This is a genomic window from bacterium (genome assembly GCA_022616075.1).
Taxonomy (GTDB): domain Bacteria; phylum Acidobacteriota; class HRBIN11; order JAKEFK01; family JAKEFK01; genus JAKEFK01.
In genome coordinates this window covers 19292-43586 of sequence record JAKEFK010000402.1, presented here as the reverse complement: position 1 = coordinate 43586, position 24295 = coordinate 19292, and the positions used below count along the sequence as shown (strand labels likewise).

Annotated in this window: 23 protein-coding genes; 10 read left to right on the top strand and 13 right to left on the bottom strand. The window is 48.5% G+C overall.

Features of this window, described 5'->3' with window-relative positions; all coding sequences use genetic code 11:
• Nucleotides 1–36 precede the first annotated feature (36 nt).
• The 3 genes from L0156_30770 to L0156_30760 form a co-directional block, all read right to left on the bottom strand.
• Nucleotides 37–1149 carry an efflux RND transporter periplasmic adaptor subunit gene (locus L0156_30770; protein MCI0607384.1) on the bottom strand — a complete coding sequence of 371 codons (1113 nt, stop codon included), beginning with the start codon at nt 1147–1149 and terminating at the stop codon, nt 37–39.
• Nucleotides 1146–2615: a TolC family protein gene (locus L0156_30765; GenBank protein MCI0607383.1), complete on the bottom strand. Its 1470-nt coding sequence runs from the start codon at nt 2613–2615 to the stop codon at nt 1146–1148. The genes L0156_30770 and L0156_30765 overlap by 4 nt, the downstream gene beginning before the upstream one ends.
• A 340-nt stretch (nt 2616–2955) precedes the next feature.
• Nucleotides 2956–3426, bottom strand: coding sequence for a DinB family protein (locus L0156_30760; protein MCI0607382.1), 471 nt, complete (start codon nt 3424–3426; stop codon nt 2956–2958).
• Nucleotides 3427–3498: 72 nt separating this feature from the next.
• Between L0156_30760 and L0156_30755 the strand changes: the two genes are divergently transcribed.
• Nucleotides 3499–4329: a methyltransferase domain-containing protein gene (locus tag L0156_30755; GenBank protein ID MCI0607381.1), complete on the top strand. Its 831-nt coding sequence runs from the start codon at nt 3499–3501 to the stop codon at nt 4327–4329.
• Here the strand turns inward: L0156_30755 and L0156_30750 are convergent.
• Together L0156_30750 and L0156_30745 are read right to left on the bottom strand one after the other, a co-directional pair.
• Entirely contained in the window at nt 4307–5044 is a 738-nt protein-coding gene (locus L0156_30750) for a hypothetical protein (protein MCI0607380.1), read from the bottom strand. The two genes, L0156_30755 and L0156_30750, sit on opposite strands and share 23 nt — an antisense overlap.
• Nucleotides 5045–5092: 48 nt before the next feature.
• On the bottom strand, nt 5093–6103 hold the full coding sequence (locus tag L0156_30745) for an ATP-binding protein (GenBank protein MCI0607379.1): 1011 nt from the start codon (nt 6101–6103) through the stop codon (nt 5093–5095).
• A 299-nt stretch (nt 6104–6402) separates the two neighbouring features.
• Between L0156_30745 and L0156_30740 the strand changes: the two genes are divergently transcribed.
• The gene (locus L0156_30740; protein MCI0607378.1) at nt 6403–6714 is read left to right on the top strand and encodes a BlaI/MecI/CopY family transcriptional regulator; all 312 of its coding nucleotides are present in this window, start codon (nt 6403–6405) and stop codon (nt 6712–6714) included.
• Here the strand turns inward: L0156_30740 and L0156_30735 are convergent.
• Nucleotides 6711–7526 carry an MBL fold metallo-hydrolase gene (locus L0156_30735; GenBank protein MCI0607377.1) on the bottom strand — a complete coding sequence of 272 codons (816 nt, stop codon included), beginning with the start codon at nt 7524–7526 and terminating at the stop codon, nt 6711–6713. The two genes, L0156_30740 and L0156_30735, sit on opposite strands and share 4 nt — an antisense overlap.
• Nucleotides 7527–7858: 332 nt before the next feature.
• On the opposite strand from L0156_30735, the gene L0156_30730 reads away from it, so the two are divergent.
• From L0156_30730 to L0156_30715, 4 genes are all read left to right on the top strand, one after another.
• Nucleotides 7859–9232, top strand: coding sequence for an amino acid permease (locus L0156_30730; protein ID MCI0607376.1), 1374 nt, complete (start codon nt 7859–7861; stop codon nt 9230–9232).
• Between the two features lie 22 nt (nt 9233–9254).
• Nucleotides 9255–10169, top strand: coding sequence for a non-homologous end-joining DNA ligase (gene ligD / locus L0156_30725; protein MCI0607375.1), 915 nt, complete (start codon nt 9255–9257; stop codon nt 10167–10169).
• A gap of 89 nt (nt 10170–10258) precedes the next feature.
• Nucleotides 10259–11395, top strand: a complete 1137-nt coding sequence (locus tag L0156_30720; GenBank protein MCI0607374.1) for an ATP-binding protein — start codon at nt 10259–10261, stop codon at nt 11393–11395.
• Nucleotides 11396–11529: 134 nt separating this feature from the next.
• On the top strand, nt 11530–12069 hold the full coding sequence (locus L0156_30715; GenBank protein MCI0607373.1) for a hypothetical protein: 540 nt from the start codon (nt 11530–11532) through the stop codon (nt 12067–12069).
• Here the strand turns inward: L0156_30715 and L0156_30710 are convergent.
• Entirely contained in the window at nt 12048–12422 is a 375-nt protein-coding gene (locus tag L0156_30710; GenBank protein ID MCI0607372.1) for a sulfurtransferase, read from the bottom strand. The genes L0156_30715 and L0156_30710 overlap by 22 nt on opposite strands.
• A gap of 165 nt (nt 12423–12587) precedes the next feature.
• On the opposite strand from L0156_30710, the gene mgtE reads away from it, so the two are divergent.
• Genes mgtE through L0156_30695 form a run of 3 tightly spaced genes read left to right on the top strand, consistent with a single transcriptional unit; the run spans nt 12588 to nt 16963 of the window.
• Nucleotides 12588–13952 carry a magnesium transporter gene (gene mgtE, locus L0156_30705; protein ID MCI0607371.1) on the top strand — a complete coding sequence of 455 codons (1365 nt, stop codon included), beginning with the start codon at nt 12588–12590 and terminating at the stop codon, nt 13950–13952.
• Between the two features lie 41 nt (nt 13953–13993).
• A complete protein-coding gene (locus tag L0156_30700) occupies nt 13994–15661 on the top strand; it encodes a DUF1549 and DUF1553 domain-containing protein (GenBank protein MCI0607370.1) in 1668 nt (555 codons plus the stop codon).
• Nucleotides 15662–15703: 42 nt separating this feature from the next.
• Nucleotides 15704–16963 carry a DUF1501 domain-containing protein gene (locus L0156_30695; GenBank protein ID MCI0607369.1) on the top strand — a complete coding sequence of 420 codons (1260 nt, stop codon included), beginning with the start codon at nt 15704–15706 and terminating at the stop codon, nt 16961–16963.
• Here L0156_30695 and L0156_30690 read toward each other — a convergent pair.
• Nucleotides 16926–17213 (bottom strand): hypothetical protein, encoded by a 288-nt coding sequence (locus L0156_30690; protein ID MCI0607368.1) that lies wholly within the window; start codon nt 17211–17213, stop codon nt 16926–16928. The two genes, L0156_30695 and L0156_30690, sit on opposite strands and share 38 nt — an antisense overlap.
• Between L0156_30690 and L0156_30685 the strand changes: the two genes are divergently transcribed.
• Nucleotides 17212–18354, top strand: coding sequence for an MFS transporter (locus L0156_30685; protein ID MCI0607367.1), 1143 nt, complete (start codon nt 17212–17214; stop codon nt 18352–18354). The genes L0156_30690 and L0156_30685 overlap by 2 nt on opposite strands.
• Before the next feature lie 167 nt (nt 18355–18521).
• Here the strand turns inward: L0156_30685 and L0156_30680 are convergent, their stop codons facing one another.
• From L0156_30680 to L0156_30660, 5 genes are all read right to left on the bottom strand, one after another.
• Nucleotides 18522–18860: a 4Fe-4S binding protein gene (locus tag L0156_30680; GenBank protein ID MCI0607366.1), complete on the bottom strand. Its 339-nt coding sequence runs from the start codon at nt 18858–18860 to the stop codon at nt 18522–18524.
• 120 nt (nt 18861–18980) lie between these two features.
• Entirely contained in the window at nt 18981–20447 is a 1467-nt protein-coding gene (locus L0156_30675) for a GAF domain-containing protein (GenBank protein ID MCI0607365.1), read from the bottom strand.
• A gap of 229 nt (nt 20448–20676) precedes the next feature.
• On the bottom strand, nt 20677–21912 hold the full coding sequence (gene lysA / locus L0156_30670) for a diaminopimelate decarboxylase (protein MCI0607364.1): 1236 nt from the start codon (nt 21910–21912) through the stop codon (nt 20677–20679).
• A gap of 15 nt (nt 21913–21927) precedes the next feature.
• Nucleotides 21928–22641: a hypothetical protein gene (locus tag L0156_30665; protein MCI0607363.1), complete on the bottom strand. Its 714-nt coding sequence runs from the start codon at nt 22639–22641 to the stop codon at nt 21928–21930.
• A 40-nt stretch (nt 22642–22681) separates the two neighbouring features.
• Nucleotides 22682–24166 carry a PilT/PilU family type 4a pilus ATPase gene (locus L0156_30660; GenBank protein ID MCI0607362.1) on the bottom strand — a complete coding sequence of 495 codons (1485 nt, stop codon included), beginning with the start codon at nt 24164–24166 and terminating at the stop codon, nt 22682–22684.
• Nucleotides 24167–24295: the final 129 nt, after the last annotated feature.

The following is a 24295-nucleotide window of genomic DNA, read 5'->3' as shown; positions in this document are numbered from 1 at the left end:
TGAACGGGCAGGGACAAGCCCTGCCCCTACGGGATTTCATAATGACGCCGCCTCCCGATATTTGAATTCAACTTTTGCGCCCGGTAGTAGTCTGAGCTGACCGTCCGTCACGACAGTTTCGCCAGGTTGAACTCCTTGTTCAATAATCGTTTCCTGCGCCACCGTTGCGCCAACGGTAACCGGCCGCACCTCTGCAGTCATATCTCCTTTTACCACGTAAACGTATTGCCCATCCTGGCCGGTCTCGACCGCCTGCGCGGGAACCACGATCGCATTCGTCCGCGTTGTCAATGTCAAAGAGACGTTCGCAAATTCGCCAGGCCACAAAACGTTTTGAGTGTTGTTGAAAGTGCCTTTCAGTACGATTGTTCCCGTATCCTGATTTACTTCATTGTTAATAAAGGTTAGCGAACCGGCGACGGGATTGCTTCCGGACTTATCGGTCACCACAATCTGCAAATTTCCTTTTGCGTAGTGGCTTCGAATTTCAGCAAGATGTTCCTCCGGCACGGAAAAAGTAACGTTAACAGGGTCCGTCTGATGGATCTGCACCATTTCAGTATCATTTTGTTTCACGACATTTCCTGCGTGTACTTGCACATTTCCGGTCCGTCCAAAGATGGGGGACCGGATTGAACAATAATTCAACTGCAGTTTTGCATTTGTGACAGCAGCACGGTCTGCTTCCACAGAAGCTTCCAGAGATTCCGCATTGGTGCGCACTTGCTCGTACTGCTCCTTCGTTACGTAATCCTTCTTCACGAGATTTTCATATCGGGTGGCGAGTTCTCTTGCAGTTTTGGCCTGAGCCAAGTTCTTTGTGAGATTCGCCTGCGCTTTTGCGAGCTCCGCCTGAAACGGACGTGGATCGATTGTAAAAAGTAGATCCCCTTTCTTGACGTTTTGCCCTTCTTTAAAATGAACCGTAAGAAGTAAGCCGTCCACTTGAGGTTTCACCCTCACACTGGACAGAGCTTCCACAGCACCCACAGCTTGAATTTGAACAGGCATATCTTTCTGGACAACTTTTTCTACGACAACCGGAACAGTCATTTGCTGCGGCTTCATCGATGCCTGCTTCTCTTCTTTGGAGCAAGCCGGCAGCATGCTGATCACTATGCAAACGATCGTAAACTTGATTGAATTCATTGCTTCACTTCCTGGTTACCCTTGGCGGCATTCGAAGGAATAGAAAACTCATTTTCCTGTCCCAATACGCCCATATCATGATAGAGCTGCGAGAGAGCCAGCAGCCATTCCGTGCGAGTCCGGACATCCTGCGACCTTGCATTTTCCAAAGCATTTTGAGCTGCCAGCACATCAAGAATGCTTCCGACTCCTTCCTTGTAACGGCCTGATGCGACCTCATACGATTCCTGCGCGCTTTCCAGAAGTTTTCGCGTAGCCTTGATCCGTTCGGCAGATGTGTTCAATTGAAAAAAACTGGTCCATACTTGTAAACCCACTTCTTGCTGAAAACTGGCGACTCGCGCTTTCGCAGCATCTGCTTCTGCCTTCGCTTGTAAATAATCGTTCCTTCGCGAAAAACCATCAAACAGGGGAAAAGAAATCGTCAATGCGGCGCTGTAATTGTTGCTGGATCCCGAAGGTTCCAGATAGTAGAGTCGCTGGACACTTGCATTCGTTTCAATCACCGGAAACTGTTCGGCTCGAACAGAACGCGCGTGCGCTTCAGCTCCCAGCGCTTCAGCCCGGAGCGCGGCGAGTTCCGGTCTTCTTTTGATGCCCTCTTGAATCATTGCGACAACTTCCTTCGACACCTCGTCCAGAGGCAGATCCTGCGGAAGCTCATCAACAACTTCCAGTTGCGGATTTAGTGGTGGAATGCCGATCGCAATCGCAAGTGTCCCACGCAGAATTTGAATCTGTCCACGGGTGGTTGCCGCCGCAAAATCCGCTTCAGCCAGCTGCGTCTGTGCCTGCAATACATCGGCAATCGTAGCAAGACCCGCATCATGTCGTTGTCTGGCCGCATCCAGATCTGCTTTTGCACGATCCACGCTGGACTCCTGAGCCTGCAAAAGCGCTTTCGAACCTATGTATCCATAATACGCGCGCTGCACATCCAGAATCAGGTTTTGCACCTCGGCATTGTGCGTAAAATTCGCGGCAAGCAACAGTTTCCGCGCTTCATCGACGTCAGCGCCTTTTCGCCCGAAATCAAAAAGAACCCATCGCACCGTAGCGGCCGGTTCAACAGTATCCTGCTTGAACGTAAATTGCCCTCCGATTGCGGACGCGCGGATCCGCCCCAGTTCGGCCCCCAAGGTCACGTCCGGAAAGTACTCTCCTTTTAAGCTCCTGTATTCCGCTTGTGCCGCCTTTGCTTCATTCCAGGAAATCCTGGTTCTGTACGCTGTGCTCAAAGCAAAATCGATCAACTCCGCCAATCGCCAATCCGATTTGTTCTGGATTTCAGGCGATGCTTGCAGTGGTGAAGCATCTCTCAATTTCGGAGGATCCCCAGCAGGAACTTTCCAGAATTCGCCCGGTTTGGGAGGAATGCCGGGAGAATTCCATGTATTTTCTCTGTCTTCTGCAAAACTATGAATAGAAATAAGACAACAAATCAACACTGCATAGAGTCGGTTCATACACCCCTCTGAATTCCGTTGAGAAAAACATGAGTTTTTGATCAGGCGGCAAAGTCTAATGAGCATCGGATTCAGCAGTCAAGCAGGCAGGGACGAACGGTTGTTGGACTGTGGCAAAGGGCTAATATGAGGTGGTAGTGGCAGAGCATTTGCCATGGAGTTTGAATGAGCTTGTTACCCCACAAATGATTGCCATAGCACAAACATTCTTGCTGCAAACAAATGCTCTGCTTTGTCTCCAATGATAGCAGAGCATTTTCACGCCGAACCAGCTTCGAGTACGATTGGAGTTTAGCTACCCGGAGATACGCATACACGCCGTTTGGAAAATGCTCTGCCACTACAGCTTCCTGTAAACGGTTCCGATGTAATCCACGAATTCCGGTTCAAGACCCTGTTCCCTGATCAACGACTGAATCTGCGCCCGATGGTGTATGTTGTGGTAATTCAACTGCAGCGCAATGTCTTGAAGTTTTGCAGAAAACTTTCCACCGTCATATCCAATGAAAATCACATCCTGATTAAGATCTTCTTCTTTCTTTTCCTCCAGATACCGAAGCCACGCCTGCAAGCTGTTGCTCCATTCCACTTCCAGGTTTTCTAACGGATATGCCGGTTCCCACCAGCTCATTTTGGGATTATTCGGATACTCAATAATTCTCGCCAGCCACTTTTTCTGTGAATTAATCAAGTGACTGAAGAACTTGATGGCCTGGTCTTTTTGAGGCAGTTTCTCGATCGACTGAAGGATTTGCCTGTTTGCCCGATCGTTGTATTTGAATGTATCTATGAGATATTGCTTCATTTCCATATCTAATTCTCCTCCTTTCTTTATACAATAGTTTCAGGTTTCAAGTAGCCTTTAGAGTATTATCAAGAGAATATGCCTGACAATCCATCAGAAGCCGGAAGTCCAAACTTCGACCGCGTGGCTGCCGCATGGGAGAAGTGGGAGGACTGGTTAGAGCCCTCCTACCGTTCGTTCAACGAAATATTTATAAAGACCGCCGGTGTGCGCGCGGGACATCAAGTTTTGGACATTGGATGCGGCTCCGGTTATCCGTCAATTCAAGAAGCGCAACAGGTGGGTATCCAGGGTTCAGTAACCGGATTGGATATTTCCGAACCAATGTTGGAAGTCGCAATGAGACGCGCGAAACTCCTTGGGCTCACAAATATACAATTTAAGAAATGTGACGTAGATATTTTGCCATTTCCGGAAAATCATTTTGACGCCGCAACCGCCCGCTTTTGCCTGATGTTTGTGAGTGCTCCGTGTAATACTCTTCGTGAAGTCCTGCGCGTCCTCAAAGCGGGAGCGTGGTTTTCGGCATCCGTATGGGCAAGACAGGAAAAGAATCCACTTCCACGAACAATTCTGGAGCGCTACTATGATCTGCCGCCAGGGAATACAGAAACACCCGGCCCTTACCGTTTCGCGAGAAGCGGTGCTTTAGCTCAAATGCTGGAAGAGACAGGATTTCAGGAACCCACTGAAAAAGAAGTATTGGTAAACGAAGTTTTCCTGACTGGCCGGCAGTATGTCGAACATCTGCTGGAGGCCTCCGCACTGTGGGGTTCTCTTCTGCTAAAACTCGATGCAGGAAAATTAAAGGAAGCAACAGAAGCGCTGGTTAGCGCTGCGGAAGAATTTCGAGCTGGTACCGAGATACACATTCCACGATGTGCTTTCATTGTTTCCGCTCGGAAGTAGGTTTTAGAAAAACAGAGTCTTCAAAAACGGGATTCACCTTGACTTCCTTGAGGGTAGTCGTTTGAACGGTCTCCCCTGTTTTTAGGTTCTTTCGGACTCCTTTAAAGGAAAACAGCACACCATTGACCTTGCGAAAATCAGAATTTGCTGACTCGGTCAACTTTTTTGTGGAGTCGATATCAGGATGCAAAGCTTTCACATCGCGGGTTCGCTCTATCCTCCCGGTTTCCGGATGAACAAACAGGAAGGTTTCCATTCCACTATCGAGCGTCAGTTTCAAAACATAGTAGGAAGTTTTATCAATCTCCTGGCGCCCTTCATGATCGATCCGGTGACCGAGCGCAGTCAGCTCATGAAGTCCAAAAAGCTTTCCCGGCAAAAAGATGCCGTTGCGGAGCGCCGCGCTGCCATCCACGCTTGCATCTTTCGCAACTCCATCCTCTCCCATCTGCCATCCATTTTCCCCATCAAAACCTTCAGTAAAAACGCGTTTCCCGCCCGCATAGATGTCAATCCGCATCCGCATATTGCGATCCGCTTTATAGATTCCATCCACGGTAAACTCAGGCTCTTGAATAGTAAGATGCATTTCAACAGTACGTACTTTTTCAATCGCTTCTCTCCCTCCGGCCGCTTGAGTATATAGATCCAGAACATCCTGAAGAGTGGATTGCGGGGACATTAAAAGAAACAAAATGAACAAACAAAATGTCATGAAATGTACTCCTTCCTCAACCTTAGACGTTATCCAGAGACGGAAGGTTTATTTCGCAGCAGACTTGGGGAGGATAAGGCTGAAAGTGCAACCATGCCCGCGGCGATTCTCTACATAGATGGCTCCGCCGTTCGCTTCCACCAGTTGTTTACACGTAAGAAGTCCAAGTCCCATTCCCTTTTTCTTCGTCGTAACCAGGGGCTGAAAGAGTTTTTTGAAAACAGCATCGCTCATTCCCGGTCCTGAGTCTGAGAAGTGAATTCGCGCGGACTGTTGCTCTTCCTGGATCTGTATATCCAGCGTCCCCTGTTTATCGCCGATTGCTTCAACCGCATTGTGGACAAGATTCAGAAAGGTTTGACGAATTTGCGCCGGATCAATCCACAACAAGATCGATTCTGCGCTGCCACATTCCAATTGAACGTGCGAGGGAATATTTGCGAGGGAAAGGACCTGATCAAGAAGTTCCTGCAATGGGACTTGCTGTTTTTGCGGTTTGCCGGTAACTGTGGATTCCAGCAGGTTGGTGATGATCGAATCACAAAGAGCCAGCTGTTTCTTCATCATCGGCAAATGTTTTGCGTCCAATCTGTGTTCGAGCAAGTATGCGATGTTATTCAGCGCTGCAAGAGGATTTCTTAATTCATGGGCCAGCGTGAGCGCGATCTGGGGCTGGTTCGACAGAGTCTCCAGGGCTTTTTTGCGACGCACATCAACCGGATCGCGAACGATATGAATCACCGCGACAAGCGGCTCCGTCTCACGCTTTACCGGGAAAAAGGATTCGATTACTTCGATCGACCTTCCATCTTTTGTGAGTCGCGTTGTTTCAACATCCAAAAGCGATCTTCCCGTAAAAACCTGTTTCAGACATTTTGCAAAGTCCCCTTTGGCCTCCTCCGGAAGCAATACTTCGATGTAGTTTAAACACGCTTCTTCCTTGTTGTATCCAAAAACACGCTCCGACGCCTGATTCCAATAACAGATCCGCCCGGTGCTGTCTTCCACAACAACGGCATCTTCCATGCAGTCCATCACAGCTTCTGTTAAACGTTTCATGTTTTGATTCTAACATTTCGTAATTTGTAGTGGCAGAGCATTTTTGATACACATTGCACCCGCCATTTAACGCAACGATCTTTGACGTCGCTCAAAACCATCATTGGTTGTAAAAAATGCTCTGCTAGTATTTTTCGCGAGCAGAGCAATTGCTCGCAGTCATACCGTTCGTGCTATTGAGAACACTGTGCGCAAGAAGTCTGCTCAGCGATTACTGGCAATTGCTCTGCCACGTACGCTTGCTTTTCTTCTACCCCTGTAGTATGTTTTTTGTAGAATTCATAGACGGAGTAGGAATCATGCCAAGAAGACCTCGCAAATCAAATCTTTTGTTGACCGATGTTGAACTCACAATCTTCCGCCCCTTTTGGGAGAACGGCAAGCAAAGTCTTTCAGCGAGTGATGTGCAGTTATATCTGATGAATCATGGAAAAAACAACGCGTACACCACCGTGAAAACCATGATTGATCGTATGGTCAAACGCGGTATCTTTACAGCGAAAGAGGCCCAGGGCAGATTCTATTACACTCCAAAGGTTAGCCGCGAACAGGTAGAAAAAGCCTGGGCCGATCATATTCGAACTCTCCTTTACGGCGGAAGACGCCGCTAGATTGACACATTCGGCTTCTGTTTCAGGAATGCTTGAATCAGATTGATTGTGCTGAATTCACCGTGACTGACCCAGCGAAAGAAGTGATCGTGGCGGAACTTTTTGCTTAAGAAATCTTCCACAGGAACACCCTCCTCGTTCGCGCGCAGGATTTGATCGCGAAGCTCCTCCAGAAAGGAGAGCTTTTTCGCGAGTTGTTTTTCTCCCTCTGCAATGAAGCCCCGGTGATTGCAGAAAACAACGGAAGGATGCAGATCAATTAATTTTCGCAGCGAGTTCATGATTTCGTATATGTTTTCGTCATCACGCAGATACCGAAGATAGCTGGCGAGATAGAGATCGCCGGTAAACAACCAACCCTTTTCTCGCGCGAACAAGCAGATGTGATCCTCGGAATGGCCTGGTGTGAGGATAACTTCAAAATTGTAACGCGACATTTCGGCCTGTTGAGCAATCGGAGTTATGGATGCAGGCTCCGGACGTCCCCAGATCAACCTCCTCCAAAACGGGATCTCTATGCAGGTCTGCCGCAAAAGGGATTCAGATCGCGCGTGGGCAAAACACTGTATCCCTCTTCTCTGCAAAAGCCCGTGAAGATTGCCGGTGTGATCCTCATGATGATGCGTCACTATGATTTTTGTCGCGTTCAATCCGGAAAACAGCTTGTCCAGAGGCCGCGCCATGTTGATGGGTCCGCAGTCAATCAAGGCGGAATCCAGGTAAAAAAATCCGGTGGCATAAAGGTACTTCCCTGCATAGGCACGGGCCACCTGCCAGTAATGAACTTCCTCGTAAACGTGATGCTGAATCATCGCATCCGAAAGTCTATCACCAATGGCATACCGGCGGAATCCGGGGTACTCAGAACTATTGACATCGTACTACAAGTATTGTAGTATGGTCGTACTATGACGATGATGGCACTATTGGAGCGGGAAACCATGCGGGGGAAATTTCTGTACATTGTTTACGTCGTTTGTATTTACGTGGCGCTCGGAATGCTATTGCGACTATTTTAGGAATCACCTGTTGTCCGTTCATTTCGCTAGGTAAGGCAGCACTGTTTTCGCTGCCTTTTTTTATTGCTGCTTCCGGGACGCCTGGCGCCCCGTTGAAGCCGTGATAGACTCATTAAGCGAAAAAGATGGAAGAAAAGGAGCCACAACTTGTTCGAGGGCTGGGAGCATGGGACGCGGGACTACTCACCATCGGTTCGGTGCTTGGCACCGGCATCTTCATCACCACGGGTGACATTGCGCGTGTGCTGCCGCATCCGGGACTGATCCTGTTTGTCTGGGTCCTTGGCGGCGTGTTCACACTCGCCGGCGCTCTTACGTATGCTGAGCTTGGAGGAATGTTCCCCCGCGCAGGTGGACAGTATCAATATTTAAAGGAAGCATACGGCATATTCTGGGGATTCCTGTTCGGATGGGGCGCTTTCTGGGTAATCATGACCGGTGGAATCGCGGCACTGGCGGTAGGGTTTGGCCAATATTTCGGGGCTTTCATCCCATTCTTTTCCACGGACAATGTTTTGTTTTCCCTTCCTCTGGGATTTACGACCTGGAATCTAAACGGTGGACAGCTTGCTGGCGCGATTGCGATTTTATTTTTGACTTTCATCAACTATCTTGGATTGAAAGAAGGAGCTGGTGTTCAGAATATCGTTACTTTGATCAAGATCGCCTCAATCCTGGGTCTGGCATTTCTTGGATTGCTCGTGGAGGCGAAAGTCAAACCGGCATTGACCTCGGGAGTTCCCGGCGGAAGTCTTATAGGCGCAATTGGTGTCGCTTTGATCGCTGTGCTTTGGAGTTATGACGGCTGGTATGGGGCAACGAATGTCGCAGGCGAGATGCGGCGTCCCGAACGAGATCTACCTCTCGGTTTGATCGGCGGAACGATTGCTGTAACGATCCTCTACACGTTGATGAATTTTGTTTATGTGCGCGCACTTTCGGTTGAAGAAATGGCGGCAACAGGGCGCGTTGGTGAAACGGCAGCATCAGCTTTATTTGGACCGATTGGGGGTAGAATCATCACCGCGGCAGTGCTGATCTCCGCCTTTGGCTGCATCTCTTCAACCATTTTGTATGCCGCGCGCATTTATTTCCCGATGGCTCAGGACGGCGTCTTTTTTCCCGCCCTTGCGCGGATCCATCCTCGCTACCGAACGCCCTCAACCAGCATTATCGCTCAGGGAATCTGGGCGTGCCTGCTCACATTCTCCGGAACTTATGAGCAACTGTACACTTTTGTCGTTTTTGTTGTGATCGTTTTTCATCTTGCGACCGGCATCGCGGTCTTCGTTCTGCGGCGCAAGCGTCCCGATGCTCACAGACCTTATCGAACATGGGGATATCCCGTCGTTCCCGTGATTTTTATTCTTTCGTCCTTCCTGTTGGTCGCCAATACTTTACTGGAAAAACCGGTGCAATCGCTCATCGGAGTGTTCATTCTTGCGCTGGGAATCCCCGCGTATTACTGGTGGAAAAAAACTTCCCAAAAAACAACCTGAACGTACTTCCATGATCGCCCCGATGCTGTCCAAATCGACGGAAATTCTTCCGGGCGGCAAAGATTTCATTTTTGAAATAAAACTGGATGGCCAGAGGACCATCGCTGAAATCGGCAAGAAAAATTTGGTTCTGTACACGCGAAATTTTCAAAATGTAACGGACAAATATCCCGAGCTCGAAGTGCTTAAGAGCTGCATCAGGAAAAAATCAATAATCCTGGATGGAGAAATCGTTGCGCTCCGGAATGGCCTTCCCTCTTTCGAGTTGTTGCAGCAGCGCATGAATCTACGCGATATGAGAGCCGTTCGACGCGCTGTTGAAGAGATACCGGTTGTGTATTACGCGTTTGACATACTGGATTTGGATGGAAAATCACTTCTAAAAATTCCACTTCAGGAACGAAAAAAACTCCTTCATGCTGCGATAAAACCCTGTGACGCCGTGAAAGTTCTGCCTTTTTTTGAGTCGCGTGATTTTGTGTTGCAGCAAGCAAGCGCTTTTGGATACGAAGGTGTCGTTGCAAAGAAAAGCAACAGTTTTTACTATCCCGGACAGCGGACAGAGCTGTGGCAAAAACTAAAGTTCCAGCTTACCGATAGTTTTGTAATCGGAGGTTGGGTCGAGGGTGGACGCTCCTACCATTTTGGTTCGATCCTGATCGGAAAATATGATGGAAAGAACCTTGTCCACTGCGGGCGCGCCGGGACCGGTTTCGATGAAGCGGGAGTAAAAATGCTGATGGCACAATTTCAAAAGCTCGCCTCGTCTAAGAACCCATTTATTCACGTTCCTTCCACGCGGGAACGAATCCACTGGCTGAAACCGAAACTGGTAGCGGAAGTTAAGTTTAAAGAATGGACGAAAGCTCACATTGTCCGCGCCCCGGTTTTCCTTTCCCTCCGTGATGATATCTCGCCCCATCAGTGCAAAATCTAACGAAGCGCTCCACATTTTGTGTTCTGCGAATTTCCAGTTAATATAGAGATGGGAATCCAGTCGTTTTATCACTAGCGGGAGTGTTGCCTATGAACTCGGGTTCCCAGAAGTCTCTACGAATCCTTCACATCGAAGATAATCTCGCCGATGCTGAGCTTATTGATGCAACACTTCGGTCTAACGGCCTCCAAATTGAAACCACAAGAGTCGAGAAGGAATCCGAGCTAATTCAAGTCCTTCAGCAGCAAACCTTCGATGTAGCCCTTGCCGATTACAGTCTCCCTTCTCTCGATGGACTTACAGTGCTCCGAATTATTCAGCAACTGGCGCCTGACCTTCCATTCATTCTCGTAACCGGTTCGCTGGGAGAGGAATTGGCTGTGGACATGTTGAAACAGGGCGCCAAAGACTTTGTTTTAAAAGGAAGCCTGGGCCGACTTGCTTCTGCGGTCCGGAGAGCAATCGATCTGAAAAACGCCGAAGCCGCAAAAGCTGGGCTCGAAAAAGAGCTTCGGCAGATTCAGAAACTCGATGCGATAGGACAGCTTGCCGGTGGTGTGGCTCACGATTTCAACAACATCTTGATGGTGATTTCGAGCTATTGCGAAATATTGCAGATGAAAACTGATCCCCAGGACTCAAACTACAAAATCATCACTGAAATTCGAGCAGCCTCGGACAAAGGCGCCATTTTGACACGTCAATTGCTGGCTTTCAGCCGCAAACAACACCTTGAGCCTAGAATCGTAAATCTGAATCAGGTTCTAACTGAAATGAAGGGAATTCTTCGCCATCTAATTAGAGAAGACATCGACTTGACCATGCAGTTGCAGGAGAACTTGAGGAAAGTGAAAGTAGATCCTGGAGAGATTGAAAGGATTATCATCAATCTTGTTGCAAATGCGAGGGATGCCATGCCAAAAGGGGGGAAATTACTGATTGAGACGCAGGATGTGGATATCCAGGAAAACCACAGGCAACCGGTGGAACCGGGCTCAGGATTGTACGCATCCATAAGGGTTTCTGACACCGGTATCGGTATGGATCAGGAGACACTCAACCACATTTTTGAACCATTTTTCACAACGAAGGAAGAGGGTAAAGGAACAGGTTTGGGGCTCTCAACAGTCTACGGAATTATCAAGCAGAGCGGCGGACACATTGAGGTAACTACTGAACTCGGGAAGGGAACAACATTCATTGTCTTGTTTCCCGCGGAACCTTAATTTATGAGTGGGAGGGTTATATGCTCGAAATGATTCGTGGTAGAACCACTTGATGACTGGATCAAAGTGATTTTTATCAACTGATCGATCCCTACCGTCCCAATATCGCCGTCGATATCGGAGCCGGTGATGGTTTGTTCGTCTATCATTCTGCACTTCGCGATCACTCCACATTCTTTATCGGACTCGAACCGAATACTAGGACGCTGCAAAAGATTTCCGAAAAGATTCACCGCAAGCTGAAGAATGGCGGTATACGCAACGCCCTCTATCTACGCTCGTCAATCGAGAATCTCCCGGAGGAGTTAAGCGGAATTGCAAAGGAGGTTTTTGTTTTTTTCCCTTGGGGATCCCTTCTCGCAGCCGTACTGGGGAAGGAGAAAACGCTGAGTCAAATCCATCGAATCTGCGCTCCGGATGCGCGGTTGGAAGTTGTATTCAGTCTGGAATTCACTAAAGATCGGTCCGAAATGGAACGTCTCGGCATCGTATCGTTTTCTATCGAAGCGCTGGAAAGCATATTGCTAGAGGCCTACCATGCGACCGGTTTCGAAGCGCAAATACATCCTCTTGCAAATCTATCCGAAGTGCCGACAACATGGGCCCGTCGTCTGGCGCAAAACAAAGAAAGAAGCTTCCTGAAATTGACCGCTCATCCTTTTGCTAAGCCATAGCCCGCGTTGCGCCAGCCGCTGTAACCACCATCCATCGATATCACATTTGTGTAGCCCATTTTTTGCAGGGCGTCGGCTGCCAGCGCAGAACGAAAACCGCCGCCGCAATACAGAACAATCTCAGCAGTAGAATCGGGTATTTTTGTTTCTATATCTCTTTCGATGATTCCCTTTCCCAAATGAATCGCGCCAGGCAAATGATCCTGATTCCATTCGTTATCTTCACGCACATCGACTAGATAAAATTTTTCGCTACGATCCATTTTCTGTTTCACGTCTTCTACCGTCGTTTGACGGACACGCTTCTTTGCGTCATTGACAGTTTCAAGAAATCTGGGTGAATGACTTTTCATTTCTCCTCCTGACACTTCAATATGAATCAGATTTGATGCAGGAACAACCATGATAAGCTGAAACCTCAATACTGAGTAATGAGTCATGAGTAATGAGCAATGACTTCGGACGCACGGTCTCATTACTCATCACTCATTACTTTGGCACTTGTTTCGAGGTGAAGTATGGAAACGATGACAGAGCTCGGAACCTGGAGGTTCCTTCTTCCGGAAGTAATCGAATTGTTGCAGGAAGATCCGCAGGAAATTCCGGAAGCACTCAGTGATTTACATCCTGCGGATGTCGGCGAGATCATTAACCATCTACCTGTCGAGTTAGTTCCCCTGTTCTTGTCGGTTTTTCCCATTGAGCAAGCAGCGGACTTTTTTGAATACACGTCCGAGCCGGTGCGGCTGCAAGTTATCCCCTTGATGGATCTGGCAACGGCGGGAGCATTGCTCGACGCAATGGAGCCGGACGAACAGGCCGATATCGTTTCGAAACTGCCTGACGACCTACAGCAGAGTCTCTTACAACGCCTCACGCCGGCCAACCAGCAAGAAGCGCTGCAGATACTACAGTATCCTGAAAATACTGCCGGCCGCATCATGACCACGGAGTACATCTCCGTTTCACCCAAAGCCACCGTTCGAGAAGCGCTCGCGGCAGTGAAAAAGGGCCTTCCGACGCGCGAAAGTTATCATCATGTCTATGTTCTCGAAGGAAATCGCTTAAAAGGAGTTTTATCGATTCGTGAATTGCTTCTGGCAGATGAGAATCTGTCCGTGGCCGAGGTTATGAACCCTCAGGTCATCACAGTTCTTCCAGAAGCAGATCAGGAACAAGCCGCGCGTCTGTTGTCGCGATACGATCTACTTTCCGTTCCGGTTGTCACCGAAGATGGAAGAATGCTCGGGGTTGTCACTGTGGATGACATCATCGATGTTCTTGTAGAAGAACAAACAGAAGATGTGCAACGGTTAGGAGCGGTAGAACCTTTCGAGTATCCATATTTTCAAACCAGTTTTTGGGAAATCATACGCAAACGTGCCGTTTGGCTCGTGTTATTGTTCATTGCCGAATTCTTGACCGGGTATGCGTTGCGTCATTACGAATCGGCTCTGGAACATGCCATCAGCCTTGTATTTTTTATTCCTCTAATCGTTAGTTCCGGTGGAAATTCAGGGTCACAATCTTCAACAATTATCACTCGCTCCCTCGCTACAGGAGACATTCAATTCTCCAACATTCTGTCGGTGTTATGGCGCGAGAGTCTATCAGGAATCGTAATGGGCTTGCTTCTGGGAGCAATCGGTTTTGTAAGAGCTTATTTCTGGGATACTGGTTTGGCGGTATCGATGATTGTCGGTTTTACTCTTCTTGGAGTCGTAATGCTTGGGACAGTACTAGGCGCCATTCTGCCCTTGCTTCTCAAACGTGTCGGCTTTGACCCTGCCGTAAGTTCTGCGCCGGCGATCGCATCTTTGGTGGACGTATGCGGGATCTTGATTTATTTTAATATCGCACGAATGCTGCTGGATTTGAATTAAAGGACACGTAACCTTTCAGTACCGGGTGGGTTCATAAAAACATGAGAGTAACACAGGGCATAGTTTCGTTTCTGCTCGCGGTTATTCTGATTAGCGTAACTACCGGCTCAGCCCCAAGCAGGGATGAAGTCGCATCGAATCGAATCGACTCCAGTTACACAAAACTCTGGTCTGAAAAAAAAGTTCAGCCGGCTCCACTCAGCTCCGATGAAGAATTTCTTCGAAGAGCCTATCTTGACATCGCCGGACGTGTACCGACCGGTGAACAAACGCTTTCCTTTTTGAACTCGAAGGATTCCGACAAAAGACAGAAACTTTTGGGGCAACTGGTCGACAGTCCTGAATTTGCGGAATATTTTGCCTCTCTCTGGACTGAACTTTTTCTGGGATTCAAGAATGATCCGTACGTACAACGATCCGTGTTTCGCGAATGGCTGCAATCGAAAATTGAGAGCAACACCGGATGGGACAAGATCGCAACGGAGATGATTGTGGCGTCCGGGACACTCGCCGACTCACCGGAGCTAAACTGGTATGCCAGGCACAAACTGGATGCCCCGGATCTTGCAGATGATACGTCTCGTTTGTTTCTCGGCATTCAGCTTGGCTGCGCTCGTTGTCATAATCATCCTCATGAAAAATGGAAGCTTGAAGACTTCTACGGGCTCGCTGCCTTTTATTCCGGTTTAAAGAAAGATGAGCTGAGCCGCATGGAAAGACGACAGGTCCGCCAGCTAAAACAGAAACGGCAAGAAATGATGGAGAAACATAAAACCGCTGATGTTGCGAAGAAAAACCGGCCCGAGATGGTGAAGCAGATGCGGGAGGAATTTCGCGATCTTTTGCGCATGGTGCAGGAACCGACCGGATCTATCACGACTGAGATTCAAGGCAAGAGCGTCGTGTACAATGCGAAATTCCTGCTGGAGCCAAAGCCCTCGCATGCCACAAGTGATCAGCGCAAACAACTCGCTGCCTGGATCACTTCTCCTTCCAATCCATATTTCGCACATGCATTTGTAAATCGTATCTGGGGACTCATCATGGGAAAAGGTTTCGTGCATCCGGTTGATGATATGGGCGGTTCCAATCTTCCTTCGAACCCACAGTTGTTGAATGATCTTGCTGCTGATTTCAAACAGCGTGGGTTTGATGTGAAACATCTCGTTTTTCAAATCGCGAACAGTCAAACCTACCAGCTGACTTCAAAATCGACGTCCCGGGAACCGCCACTCTACTACGAACGGGGGAAAGTTCAGATGTTGAACCCGAATCAGCTGGTAAATTCCTTCTTAACGGCCACCTCCATCGAAAGGGCCCTGCGAATGAAATCGCACCGGGAGTTTGAAGAACGTAAGGAAATGATCTACTTGCATCATGTTTTTCTGTTCGATAACGATGATACGAAATCGAGTGTCGAGTTCGAAGGGACGATTCCTCAGGCGTTATTCCTGTTGAACGGCAGAATCACAAACGAAGCTGTTCAACCGATGTATGCGAATACAATCGAAAAAATCGTGCGGCTCAGTAATGTCGATACTGAGGAAAAGATTGATCAATTGTTTATCCATGTTTTAAGCCGTCACGCTACGAAGGCGGAAACAGGTTCACTTCTCAAGCATGTTCAAGAAAAGGGCGGGAACGTTTCTGCGTATGAAGATATTTTCTGGGCGCTGCTAAACAGCAATGAATTCTTATTTAATCATTGAACAAAGTAGCGTGGACGTCCCGTCCGCGTTCTGGAGTGATGCATGAACCATGACACTTGCAAATGCACCAGGAGAGATTTACTCCGCTGGGGCGCACAGGCCGGCGCTGCTCTGACTTTTGGTCAGGTGCTGGGACTTACGTCATTATTTGCGCAGCCTGCGAAACATCCGAAAGCATGCATTCTGTTGTGGATGGCGGGCGGGCCGAGCCAGCTGGATACATTTGATCCGAAACCGGGTAGTTCCAATGGCGGTGAATTTCGCGCAATTCCAACTGCTGTTCCGGGGATTCAGATTTCCGAACATCTTCCTCTTCTTGCGCGTGAAATGAAGGATCTTGCCATCATCCGTTCGATGAATTCCCGTGAAGGAAGTCATGAACGCGCACGATATTTTGTGCATACAGGTTATGTGCAGTCAGGTGTGACGCAACATCCATCGTTTGGCTCGATTGTTGCAAAAGAGCTGATGGATAAATCGAAACAGCTTCCGGCGTACATAACAATCAACGGTCCGGGAATCTCCTCCGGTTTGCTCGGTGTCGATTTTGCTCCCTTTGTGGTTCGGGATGCACTGCGTCCGCTCGACAACTTAAAGTATGCGGATTCGGTTACATCAAAAAGATTTCGGGATCGATTGTCACTTGTTAACTCTCTGGATCGTGAATTCAGCGCAGAGCGCGGCCAAAAAGAGTTTGCTGAAAAGGCAACCATTTATGAGCGCGCAGTGGACCTTATGCATTCTCCTGATCTCTCTGCTTTTGATGTTCAAAATGAAAAAAACTCCACGCGACAACGCTACGGCTCAGGCAAATTCGCAACGGGATGTTTAATAGCAAGACGTCTCATTGAAAAAGGCGTTCGATTCGTTGAAGTAGAGTTTGATGGGTGGGATACTCACGTGGAAAATTTCACGCGCACGAAAGAACTCTCGCAACAACTCGATCCTGCATTCGCATCACTGATCCAGGACTTGCGTGCGACAGGGCTGCTGGATTCCACTCTGGTTGTCTGGATGGGAGAGTTTGGACGAACTCCGGAGATTAATGGAAAAGGAGGCCGGAATCACTGGCCGCAAGCGTGGTCGGCGGTTCTTGCTGGAGCGGGAATCAAAGGTGGTCAGGTGATCGGGGCAACAGACAAAGATGGCATGGAAGTGAAAGAGAATCCTGTGTCTGTGCCGGATCTTTACGCGACCCTTTGCAAATGCATGGGTATTGATGATTCCCAGTACAATTCTTCTCCTCTCGGTCGACCGTTGCGCATCACGGATCACGGCAAAGCTGTAACTGCGTTATTGTAGGTCTTTCGCCAATCACGCCGTAGAGGACGACAGCAAACAGATAGATCACCGGAATCGAAAGGGTCAGGGCCTTGTAACCCACAGCCATCGCCGCGTACTCCAGGCAACCACCGACCATTGCTCCAAGAAGGTTGCTTCCGAGAGCTTCATCAACCGCGGGGGCCTGAGTCATTGTCGTAAAAGTCTGCATCATTCTATAGTCGCGGTTGAGCACAATCAAGGCGTGATAAGATGCTCGCGCAATCGTCATGATCAGCGCGCTATTCTATTTTCTGTATTTTGCCGCATTCGGTATCTACATCCCTTACTGGACTCTCTATTTGAAATACTTGCAGCTCTCCCCCATTCAGATTGCTTCGATTTATTCGATTCCTTCCCTCGGTAGAATTTTTTTGCCACCCATCTATGGGTATCTCGCAGACCGCTTTCATGCAAGAAAGCAAATCCTCGTAATTGCTTCCGCCGGTCAGGTTCTTCCACTCCTGCTCATGCTTTATTTTCGATCTTATCCGGCGCTGCTGATCCTGATTTCTATCTTCAGTGTTTTTAACGCGGCCGTTCTCCCATTTACAGAAGCAACCGTTCAAGAAGAGCAAGAAAAGGGAAATCTCGATTATGGACGAACGCGTTTGTGGGGCACGTTGAGTTTCATATTGCTGGCCGCAGTGTTTGGAAAATTCATCGAACGTTTCGATCAGGTATGGGTGCTTTACGGCCTCACGTTCTTCCTGGCTCTGTTATCTGTGCTATCGGTTTTTCAGCCTGCGGGAAAAATCACTATTGATTTTGCTCATGAAAGCATTAAACGCATTCTACTCCAGAAAAATACCTGGATTTTTCTACTCTGTGTTCTACTGATGCATATCAGCCAGGGCGCTTATTATGGATTTTTTTCGATCCATCTTGCAGATCTTGGATTTCAGGATTCCAACATCGGCATACAGTGGGCTGCGGCTGCAGCCAGTGAGCTGGCAATCTTCTTTTTTGCTTCCTCCATTCTGAGTCGCTTTTCCCTTCCCTACCTGTTTCGAATCTGTTTGCTGCTTGCCGCGTTGCGCTGGTTTTGGATTTATGAAGCCAGGTCCTACTTATGGCTAACGCTATCACAAGGAATGCATGCGTTCAGTTTTGGTCTCTTTCACATCACGAGCTTAAAATTGATTCATGCGATCTTTCCTGAGAGATTTCGTTCCATCGGCCAAGCCTTATTCAGCAGCATGGGATGGGGACTGGGCACCGTGCTTGGAGTAATGGTCAGCGGCTATCTATGGGAAGAATATGGCGCGGCCACGTATCTATTTAGCAGTGCGATCGCTCTGACAGGTCTACTTGTTTCCTTTTTTGTAGTGGCAGAGCATTTTCCATCCGATGTGCATAAACATATTCGATAATGGAAAGTTTTCACCTTTAGTCGGAATTACTATCGGCGTGAAAATGCTTTGCTGGCACCCCAGATGGAAGCAGAGCATTTGCGCGCAGAAGGTAAATCAGTGTTGTTGCTGATTTTGTACGAAAACAGTTTATTCAAGAACCATGGCAAATGCTCTGCCACTACTGGCTACTGGCTTGGGGGTGGTGGATCGCCGATTCTCTTTTCAGGATCATTGAGAAAAAGCGAACGAAGCGTCAAATCAGGTGCCTTCTGATAAGCGAGGTCATGATCGGTCATATAGATGGTTTCCCATGGACAGTACTGAGCGCAGAGTGTGCAACCAATGCATCGATCCAAATCCACTTCGACAAGAGGACGAAGCACCGCATGTTCCGGGCCCGGAACGATTTCAATGCAGTCAACAGGGCACACAACGATACACATCTCACAGCCGGTGCAGCCATTTTGATCAATTAACGCCAGTTGCTTTGGCTGTTTCTTACGTGGTGGTTTATGTGGATTCATCGTCGCAACAAATTATAGGAGCACCCGCGATTTATTGCAAACTGCATATTGCATCATGCAAAATGAAGAACCGGTCCGTGTCGCAATTTGCAATATACAGTGTGCAATCTGCAATAACTCTCAGGCTTGTTTTTCAGTAAGGCGGCGATAGCGTTCGCGGGCGTCTTCCAGCAGCTCTTCAATTTGCTTCCGTCCGATGAATTGGCCGATTTGCATTCCGAGAGAAGTCAACATCGAAAGTAGCTCCCTATCCGGTTCCTGAATCTGTTTACTGAAGAATTCAATCACTCCGATTACTTCATTTTGAAAGCGGACGGGAAAGGCAAAAGCGGCATGAAGACCATCTTTGAGAGCAGCGGGTGTTCGTGGAAAATTAGGATCTTCCACAATATTGGGAATCCAGGCAGGTTCACCTGTGGTCCAAACCCTCCCGGGAAGTCCGATTCCAGGTGACATACCAAGTTTCCGGCTGAGCCCTTCAAAAAAGGGAAATTGCTGGCCGGGCTGATGCCAGAACTCGACACAACGCAGCAGTCCGCCAATTACATCGACTCTCCATAAAGCGCCGACCGCCCAGTTCATGCTTTCGCAAACGGCCTGCAAGATCTTGGGAACGGCCTCAGCCTGTGTCCGGGCTTCCGAAAGAACGAGAGTTACACCATGCTGCGTTGCAAGTCTTTTCTCGCTTCTCTTCCTGCTCGTGATGTCCTGAAAAGCGGCAATCGCATGCGTAATCTCGCCATGCGGGTTGTAAATCGGAGTGGCCCAGACCTGGACGGACATGGTTCCATCAGGGCGATGGATTTCCATATCTTCTGCTTCAGTACTCAGGCCTTGCAACGCTCGCACGATCGGCATCTTGTGAGCCGGATACTCATGATCGGTTCCCTCAATAAAAACATGGTATTGATCAGCAAGATTTTCGGGACCCGACTCGGAGTTGACGCCTTGTCCCAAAATTTGCTCTGCGGTCCGGTTCGCGTAGAAAGGTTTTCCTTGAGCATCCAGAACAAAAACGCCTACGGGTAGGCCATTGAGGAATTTGAAGAATACTTCTTCGGTTTCTTTTAATTGAATTCTGGTTGTGGCCACTTCATCCCGCAACAGGTGGAGCGCAGTGATCTCAGCATGAGCCCACGAACCCAGGTCCCTGAGAAGCTGCTTGTCCCCTTCAGTCAACTCGCGGGGATAACGATCCATGATGCATAGCGTGCCAATCATATATTCCCCGGGTCCTGCGAGAGGAATGCCTGCATAAAAACGAATGTTCTGCTCCGTTACGATGGGGCTTTCCGCAAAACGTGGATCGCTTTGTGTGTCCGGAACATAAAAAATATCGTTGCCGAGAATGGCATGCGCACAAAAAGAAATGTCGCGTGGTGTTTCCGGAATGTCTAAACCCTGACAGGATTTAAACCATTGCCTGTTGGAGTCGACCAGTGAGATTACAGCGATGGGAACACCGAAGAGTTCCGCGGTCACGCGCGTAATGCGGTCAAATCGTTCCTCAGGAGGAGTGTCCAGAATCTCCAGTGACTTTAACGAAGCAATCCGGTTTTCTTCATCGGGCGGATACGGAGCAGGCATATTGTCACCTGTTAACAGAATTCATTGTACTACAAGCAGAACAGGCTGGAAGCCGAGGTTGTTGAATAATCAGTTGGAGCGCGGAGTTCCAGTCCGCAAAAACCTGATCGCTCGACAAGTTTTTGCGGGCAGAGATGCCCGCGCTCCCACTAGAAGAACCAAATCCTGAATTATTCAACAAGCTCAGCCTGCGCTCCGTAATGCAGGCAAGATGTTACGCTCCGTTCAGTTACAATTCTTGTCTGACCAAATCCTGATACGACTCTCTTCTGCGAATAATGTAGAACCTGGAACCATCCACAAGAACTTCCGGAGGTCTCCTGCGACTGTTGTAGTTGGAGCTCATTGAAAATCCATAGGCGCCGGCGTGAAGAATAGCCAGCAATTCTCCCGGAACACTCTCCTGCAAAATGCGGTCTTTCGCAAAAAAGTCCCCGCTTTCACAAACAGGCCCAACCACATCGAAGGAAGAACTCTCGCGTTTTGCTCGAATCGCTGGAAGAATGGTGTGATATGCATCGTAAAGCGTGGGACGGATGAAATCGTTCATGCCGGCATCGACAATCAAAAAACGTTTTCGATCGTTTTCCTTGGTGTACAATACTTTTGTTAACAGCAGACCCGCCGGCGCAACGATCGATCTTCCAGGTTCAAGAATCAATTGGATTTTCCTTCCTGTCAGCAGAGGCCTGAGCACGGAAGCCAGTTTGGATGGATCCCCTTCCGATTCGGCTTTTTCGTAGGCGACTCCTAATCCTCCTCCGATATCAAGATGATTCATTTGAATTCCCTGATTTTGCAATTGATCGATCAGGTCGAGCGATTTCCGCGCTGCATCCTCAAAGGGCTTCACCTCGCTGATTTGTGATCCGAGATGAATGTGCATTCCTTCTATTCTAAGATTGCCCATTTGTCGAGCGCGGGAATAGAGAGCAAAGGCGTCTCTAATCGGAATTCCGAATTTATGCTTTCTCAGACCCGTGGATATGTAAGGATGCGTCCGCGGATCGATGTCGGGATTAATTCGTAAACTTATAGGAGCCATACGCCCGAGCCTGCCCGCTATCGAATCAATCAGATAGAGTTCCTGCTTGGACTCAACATGAATGGCGAGGATCTTCTTGCGCAAAGCTGCTTCAATTTCTTCTGTAGTTTTTCCGACACCTGCAAAAACAATCCTTTCCGGTGGAAATCCGGCTTTTAATGCGCGGTACAGTTCTCCGCCGGAAACAATATCCGCACCACTCCCCTGCCGCGCTAAAAGCTTTAAGAAAGCTAAATTCGAATTTGCTTTCAGCGCGTAACAGATCAGGTGAGGAATCCCGCGAAAGGCTTTACGATAGGCGCCATAACCGGCGAGCAACTGTTTTTTGCTGTAAACGTACGCCGGAGTTCCGACGGACTCTGCGATACGTTCGACCGCGAGGTCTTCAACAAACAGTTTTCTATTCCGGTAACGGACCACGGCCTCTTATTGTACTCATTCCAGCGTCTGCCAGGAAACACCTGCGCGCCTGGCCTCTTCACGCTCTTGTTCGAGTCTTGTCTCAGCTTCGCGCAACTGGCTTACAATTTCTGCGAACTTCCGGCACTGAGAACTCTCTCTATACGTAGACATCAGATCGACCGGTTTCCGGCCGGGAGTCGTGCGCAACGCGAACTGTTTTTCCTTTGATTGTTCGCAGTTAGATTCAGCGGAGATTTGTTTCTCCCTCAAGCGGTTCACTTCCCTTTTCAATGCCAGCAGGCGGCGTTCCCAATCCCTTTCTGACGGACCGGGAACTTTTGTTTTTGCAGTTCGAGAGTTTTCCTGAACTTCCAGTCCCAGGATGGAAATTTCCGGAGCATTTTCAATATCCGAAGCTGTAACCGTTTTGCTTTTACCGGTTCTTTTGCTTTTTGTTTCTAAAGCGATCTCCACTATCGAAGGTTGTATTCTTTTTGATTCTCGCTCCGGCGAAATCACCGGGGCTGCTTTCTGCTGATTCGCTGCGGAGGTGGCTTTCAGATCAACCAGGCTCTTCTTCAAGCTGATCAGTACACCCTGCGAATCCTTCATAACGAGTGTAGACTCTTGCTCGCTGATGAGTGTTCCTTCAACCTTTTTACCGGAATTCAGAACGACAGTATAGGCGCATGAAACCTGCGCGATGAAAAGGAACAAAATTAAAATGAGGTAGGAAGGGGTCGACATTCTTGTCTCCTTCCCGCCTGAATTGGCTACGGAGTGGAGTTTATTTTCGGAAGAATCCGCTCGTTTTGCCTTTTTCTGCCGCTTGAACAGCCGGAGCTGCCGTCAGCTGCTGGATTCTTTCCTGTAGACGCGCAATTTTCCCTTCGAGTTCGTTTTTCGTAAAAGCAACCTGCTGCTTGAGTTTTTCCCGATCCTGATTGACGGATTGAACTTGATTCGAAAGATTTGCAATTTCGTCACTCTTGATTTTCAAATCCTCTTCCAGATGCTGAATGGTTTCATCTTTTTCAGCGAGTTCTCTGCCATGACGATCGCGAGCTTCATCATATAATTTCTTGATTTCCTGCAATTCTACAATTTTCGAAAAGTCTGATAGGGGTTCTGCCATATCTCCTCCCTGTTTTTCGCCCGTAAGCGTCCAGTCTTCCATGCCTTCTTCTTGAGTGCCGTGTTCCACCTGATAGAGAAATTTTCGGAGCTCCATGTCCAGCTCTCCGGGGTTGGTGGAAGCGGCCAACGCCGTTTCTTTTCGGATGGCATTGTTCAGGACAAGAGAAATCAGAGATTGATTCATGGATTGCATCTTGTAATAAGCAACCGATTTCTCTACTTCTTCATCAATTTCAGGAATCGTCCCTTCCAGGATGCACTTCTGGACTTTCGGGTTCTCGCGAAGAATTTCCACCGCAGCGATCAAACCTGTCTGATCGCAACGAGGGACCAGTTTTAACGAAATGGTCGCCTTCAAAACCTGCGACAGCTGAATGCGAATCTGCCGGTGCTGCCCTTCCGGGAAGCTATCGATAATTCGATCGATTGTCTGCGCGGCGCTGTTGGTGTGCAGCGTGCTGAGCACAAGGTGTCCGGTCTCAGCCGCAGTCATTGCTGTCATGATTGTTTCCGGATCGCGCATTTCACCGATCATGATGACATCCGGATCCTGGCGCAACGTGTTCTTCAGCGCCTGAGCAAACGAGTGTGCATCTTCACCAACTTCCCGCTGAGTAATCGCAGCCATGCCATCTCTGAATAAGAACTCAATTGGATCCTCAATTGTCACAACGTGTACCGGTCGATGATTGCTGATTTCAAGAATCATTGCGGCCAGAGTCGAAGATTTTCCGGAACCGGTCGGCCCGGTTACCAGAATCAGACCCTGGGGCAAATAACAGAACTGGTACAGAACATGAGGCAACCCCCAATCATCCAGGGAGGGAAAATCAAATGGAATTCGGCGGAAAACGGCGCTAATCGTGCCGCGTTGATAAAATACCGTCGCGCGGAACCGGGAAATACCCGCAAGGCTATACCCGAAATCTACATAAAGCCTTTTATCGAGATGAGCCTTTTGTTTGGGGGTTAAAGTCGCCAGTATCAGTTTTTCAATGTCTTGAGGAGACAAAGGCGCCGACTTAACAGGAAGGAGACGTTCTTCCAAACGCAGCAATGGCGGCCTCATTGGTTTCAGGTGCAGATCGGAGGCCTTCTGCGTGACCATGAACTTCAGCAAGTCATCGAGCGTCAAGAGTCACCACGACAGAACATTATACAAGAGTTTTCCAAACTGCGAACATTTTTGTAGCGAATCATAACAGTGGTGGCTGTTTCTCCCCCTTATGAAGGGGAGGTAAGATGGGGGTTGGATTTCAAAAGA

Excerpts from the sequence above, each read along its gene's own strand:
- L0156_30770 (MCI0607384.1), bottom strand. The coding sequence starts at position 1,149 with ATGAATTCAATCAAGTTTACGATCGTTTGCATAGTGATCAGCATGCTG.
- L0156_30765 (MCI0607383.1), bottom strand. The coding sequence starts at position 2,615 with ATGAACCGACTCTATGCAGTGTTGATTTGTTGTCTTATTTCTATTCAT.
- L0156_30760 (MCI0607382.1), bottom strand. The coding sequence starts at position 3,426 with ATGGAAATGAAGCAATATCTCATAGATACATTCAAATACAACGATCGG.
- L0156_30755 (MCI0607381.1), top strand. The coding sequence starts at position 3,499 with ATGCCTGACAATCCATCAGAAGCCGGAAGTCCAAACTTCGACCGCGTG.
- L0156_30750 (MCI0607380.1), bottom strand. The coding sequence starts at position 5,044 with ATGACATTTTGTTTGTTCATTTTGTTTCTTTTAATGTCCCCGCAATCC.
- L0156_30745 (MCI0607379.1), bottom strand. The coding sequence starts at position 6,103 with ATGAAACGTTTAACAGAAGCTGTGATGGACTGCATGGAAGATGCCGTT.
- L0156_30740 (MCI0607378.1), top strand. The coding sequence starts at position 6,403 with ATGCCAAGAAGACCTCGCAAATCAAATCTTTTGTTGACCGATGTTGAA.
- L0156_30735 (MCI0607377.1), bottom strand. The coding sequence starts at position 7,526 with ATGATTCAGCATCACGTTTACGAGGAAGTTCATTACTGGCAGGTGGCC.
- L0156_30730 (MCI0607376.1), top strand. The coding sequence starts at position 7,859 with ATGGAAGAAAAGGAGCCACAACTTGTTCGAGGGCTGGGAGCATGGGAC.
- ligD (MCI0607375.1), top strand. The coding sequence starts at position 9,255 with ATGCTGTCCAAATCGACGGAAATTCTTCCGGGCGGCAAAGATTTCATT.
- L0156_30720 (MCI0607374.1), top strand. The coding sequence starts at position 10,259 with ATGAACTCGGGTTCCCAGAAGTCTCTACGAATCCTTCACATCGAAGAT.
- L0156_30710 (MCI0607372.1), bottom strand. The coding sequence starts at position 12,422 with ATGAAAAGTCATTCACCCAGATTTCTTGAAACTGTCAATGACGCAAAG.
- mgtE (MCI0607371.1), top strand. The coding sequence starts at position 12,588 with ATGGAAACGATGACAGAGCTCGGAACCTGGAGGTTCCTTCTTCCGGAA.
- L0156_30700 (MCI0607370.1), top strand. The coding sequence starts at position 13,994 with ATGAGAGTAACACAGGGCATAGTTTCGTTTCTGCTCGCGGTTATTCTG.
- L0156_30695 (MCI0607369.1), top strand. The coding sequence starts at position 15,704 with ATGAACCATGACACTTGCAAATGCACCAGGAGAGATTTACTCCGCTGG.
- L0156_30685 (MCI0607367.1), top strand. The coding sequence starts at position 17,212 with ATGATCAGCGCGCTATTCTATTTTCTGTATTTTGCCGCATTCGGTATC.
- L0156_30690 (MCI0607368.1), bottom strand. The coding sequence starts at position 17,213 with ATGACGATTGCGCGAGCATCTTATCACGCCTTGATTGTGCTCAACCGC.
- L0156_30680 (MCI0607366.1), bottom strand. The coding sequence starts at position 18,860 with ATGAATCCACATAAACCACCACGTAAGAAACAGCCAAAGCAACTGGCG.
- L0156_30675 (MCI0607365.1), bottom strand. The coding sequence starts at position 20,447 with ATGCCTGCTCCGTATCCGCCCGATGAAGAAAACCGGATTGCTTCGTTA.
- L0156_30665 (MCI0607363.1), bottom strand. The coding sequence starts at position 22,641 with ATGTCGACCCCTTCCTACCTCATTTTAATTTTGTTCCTTTTCATCGCG.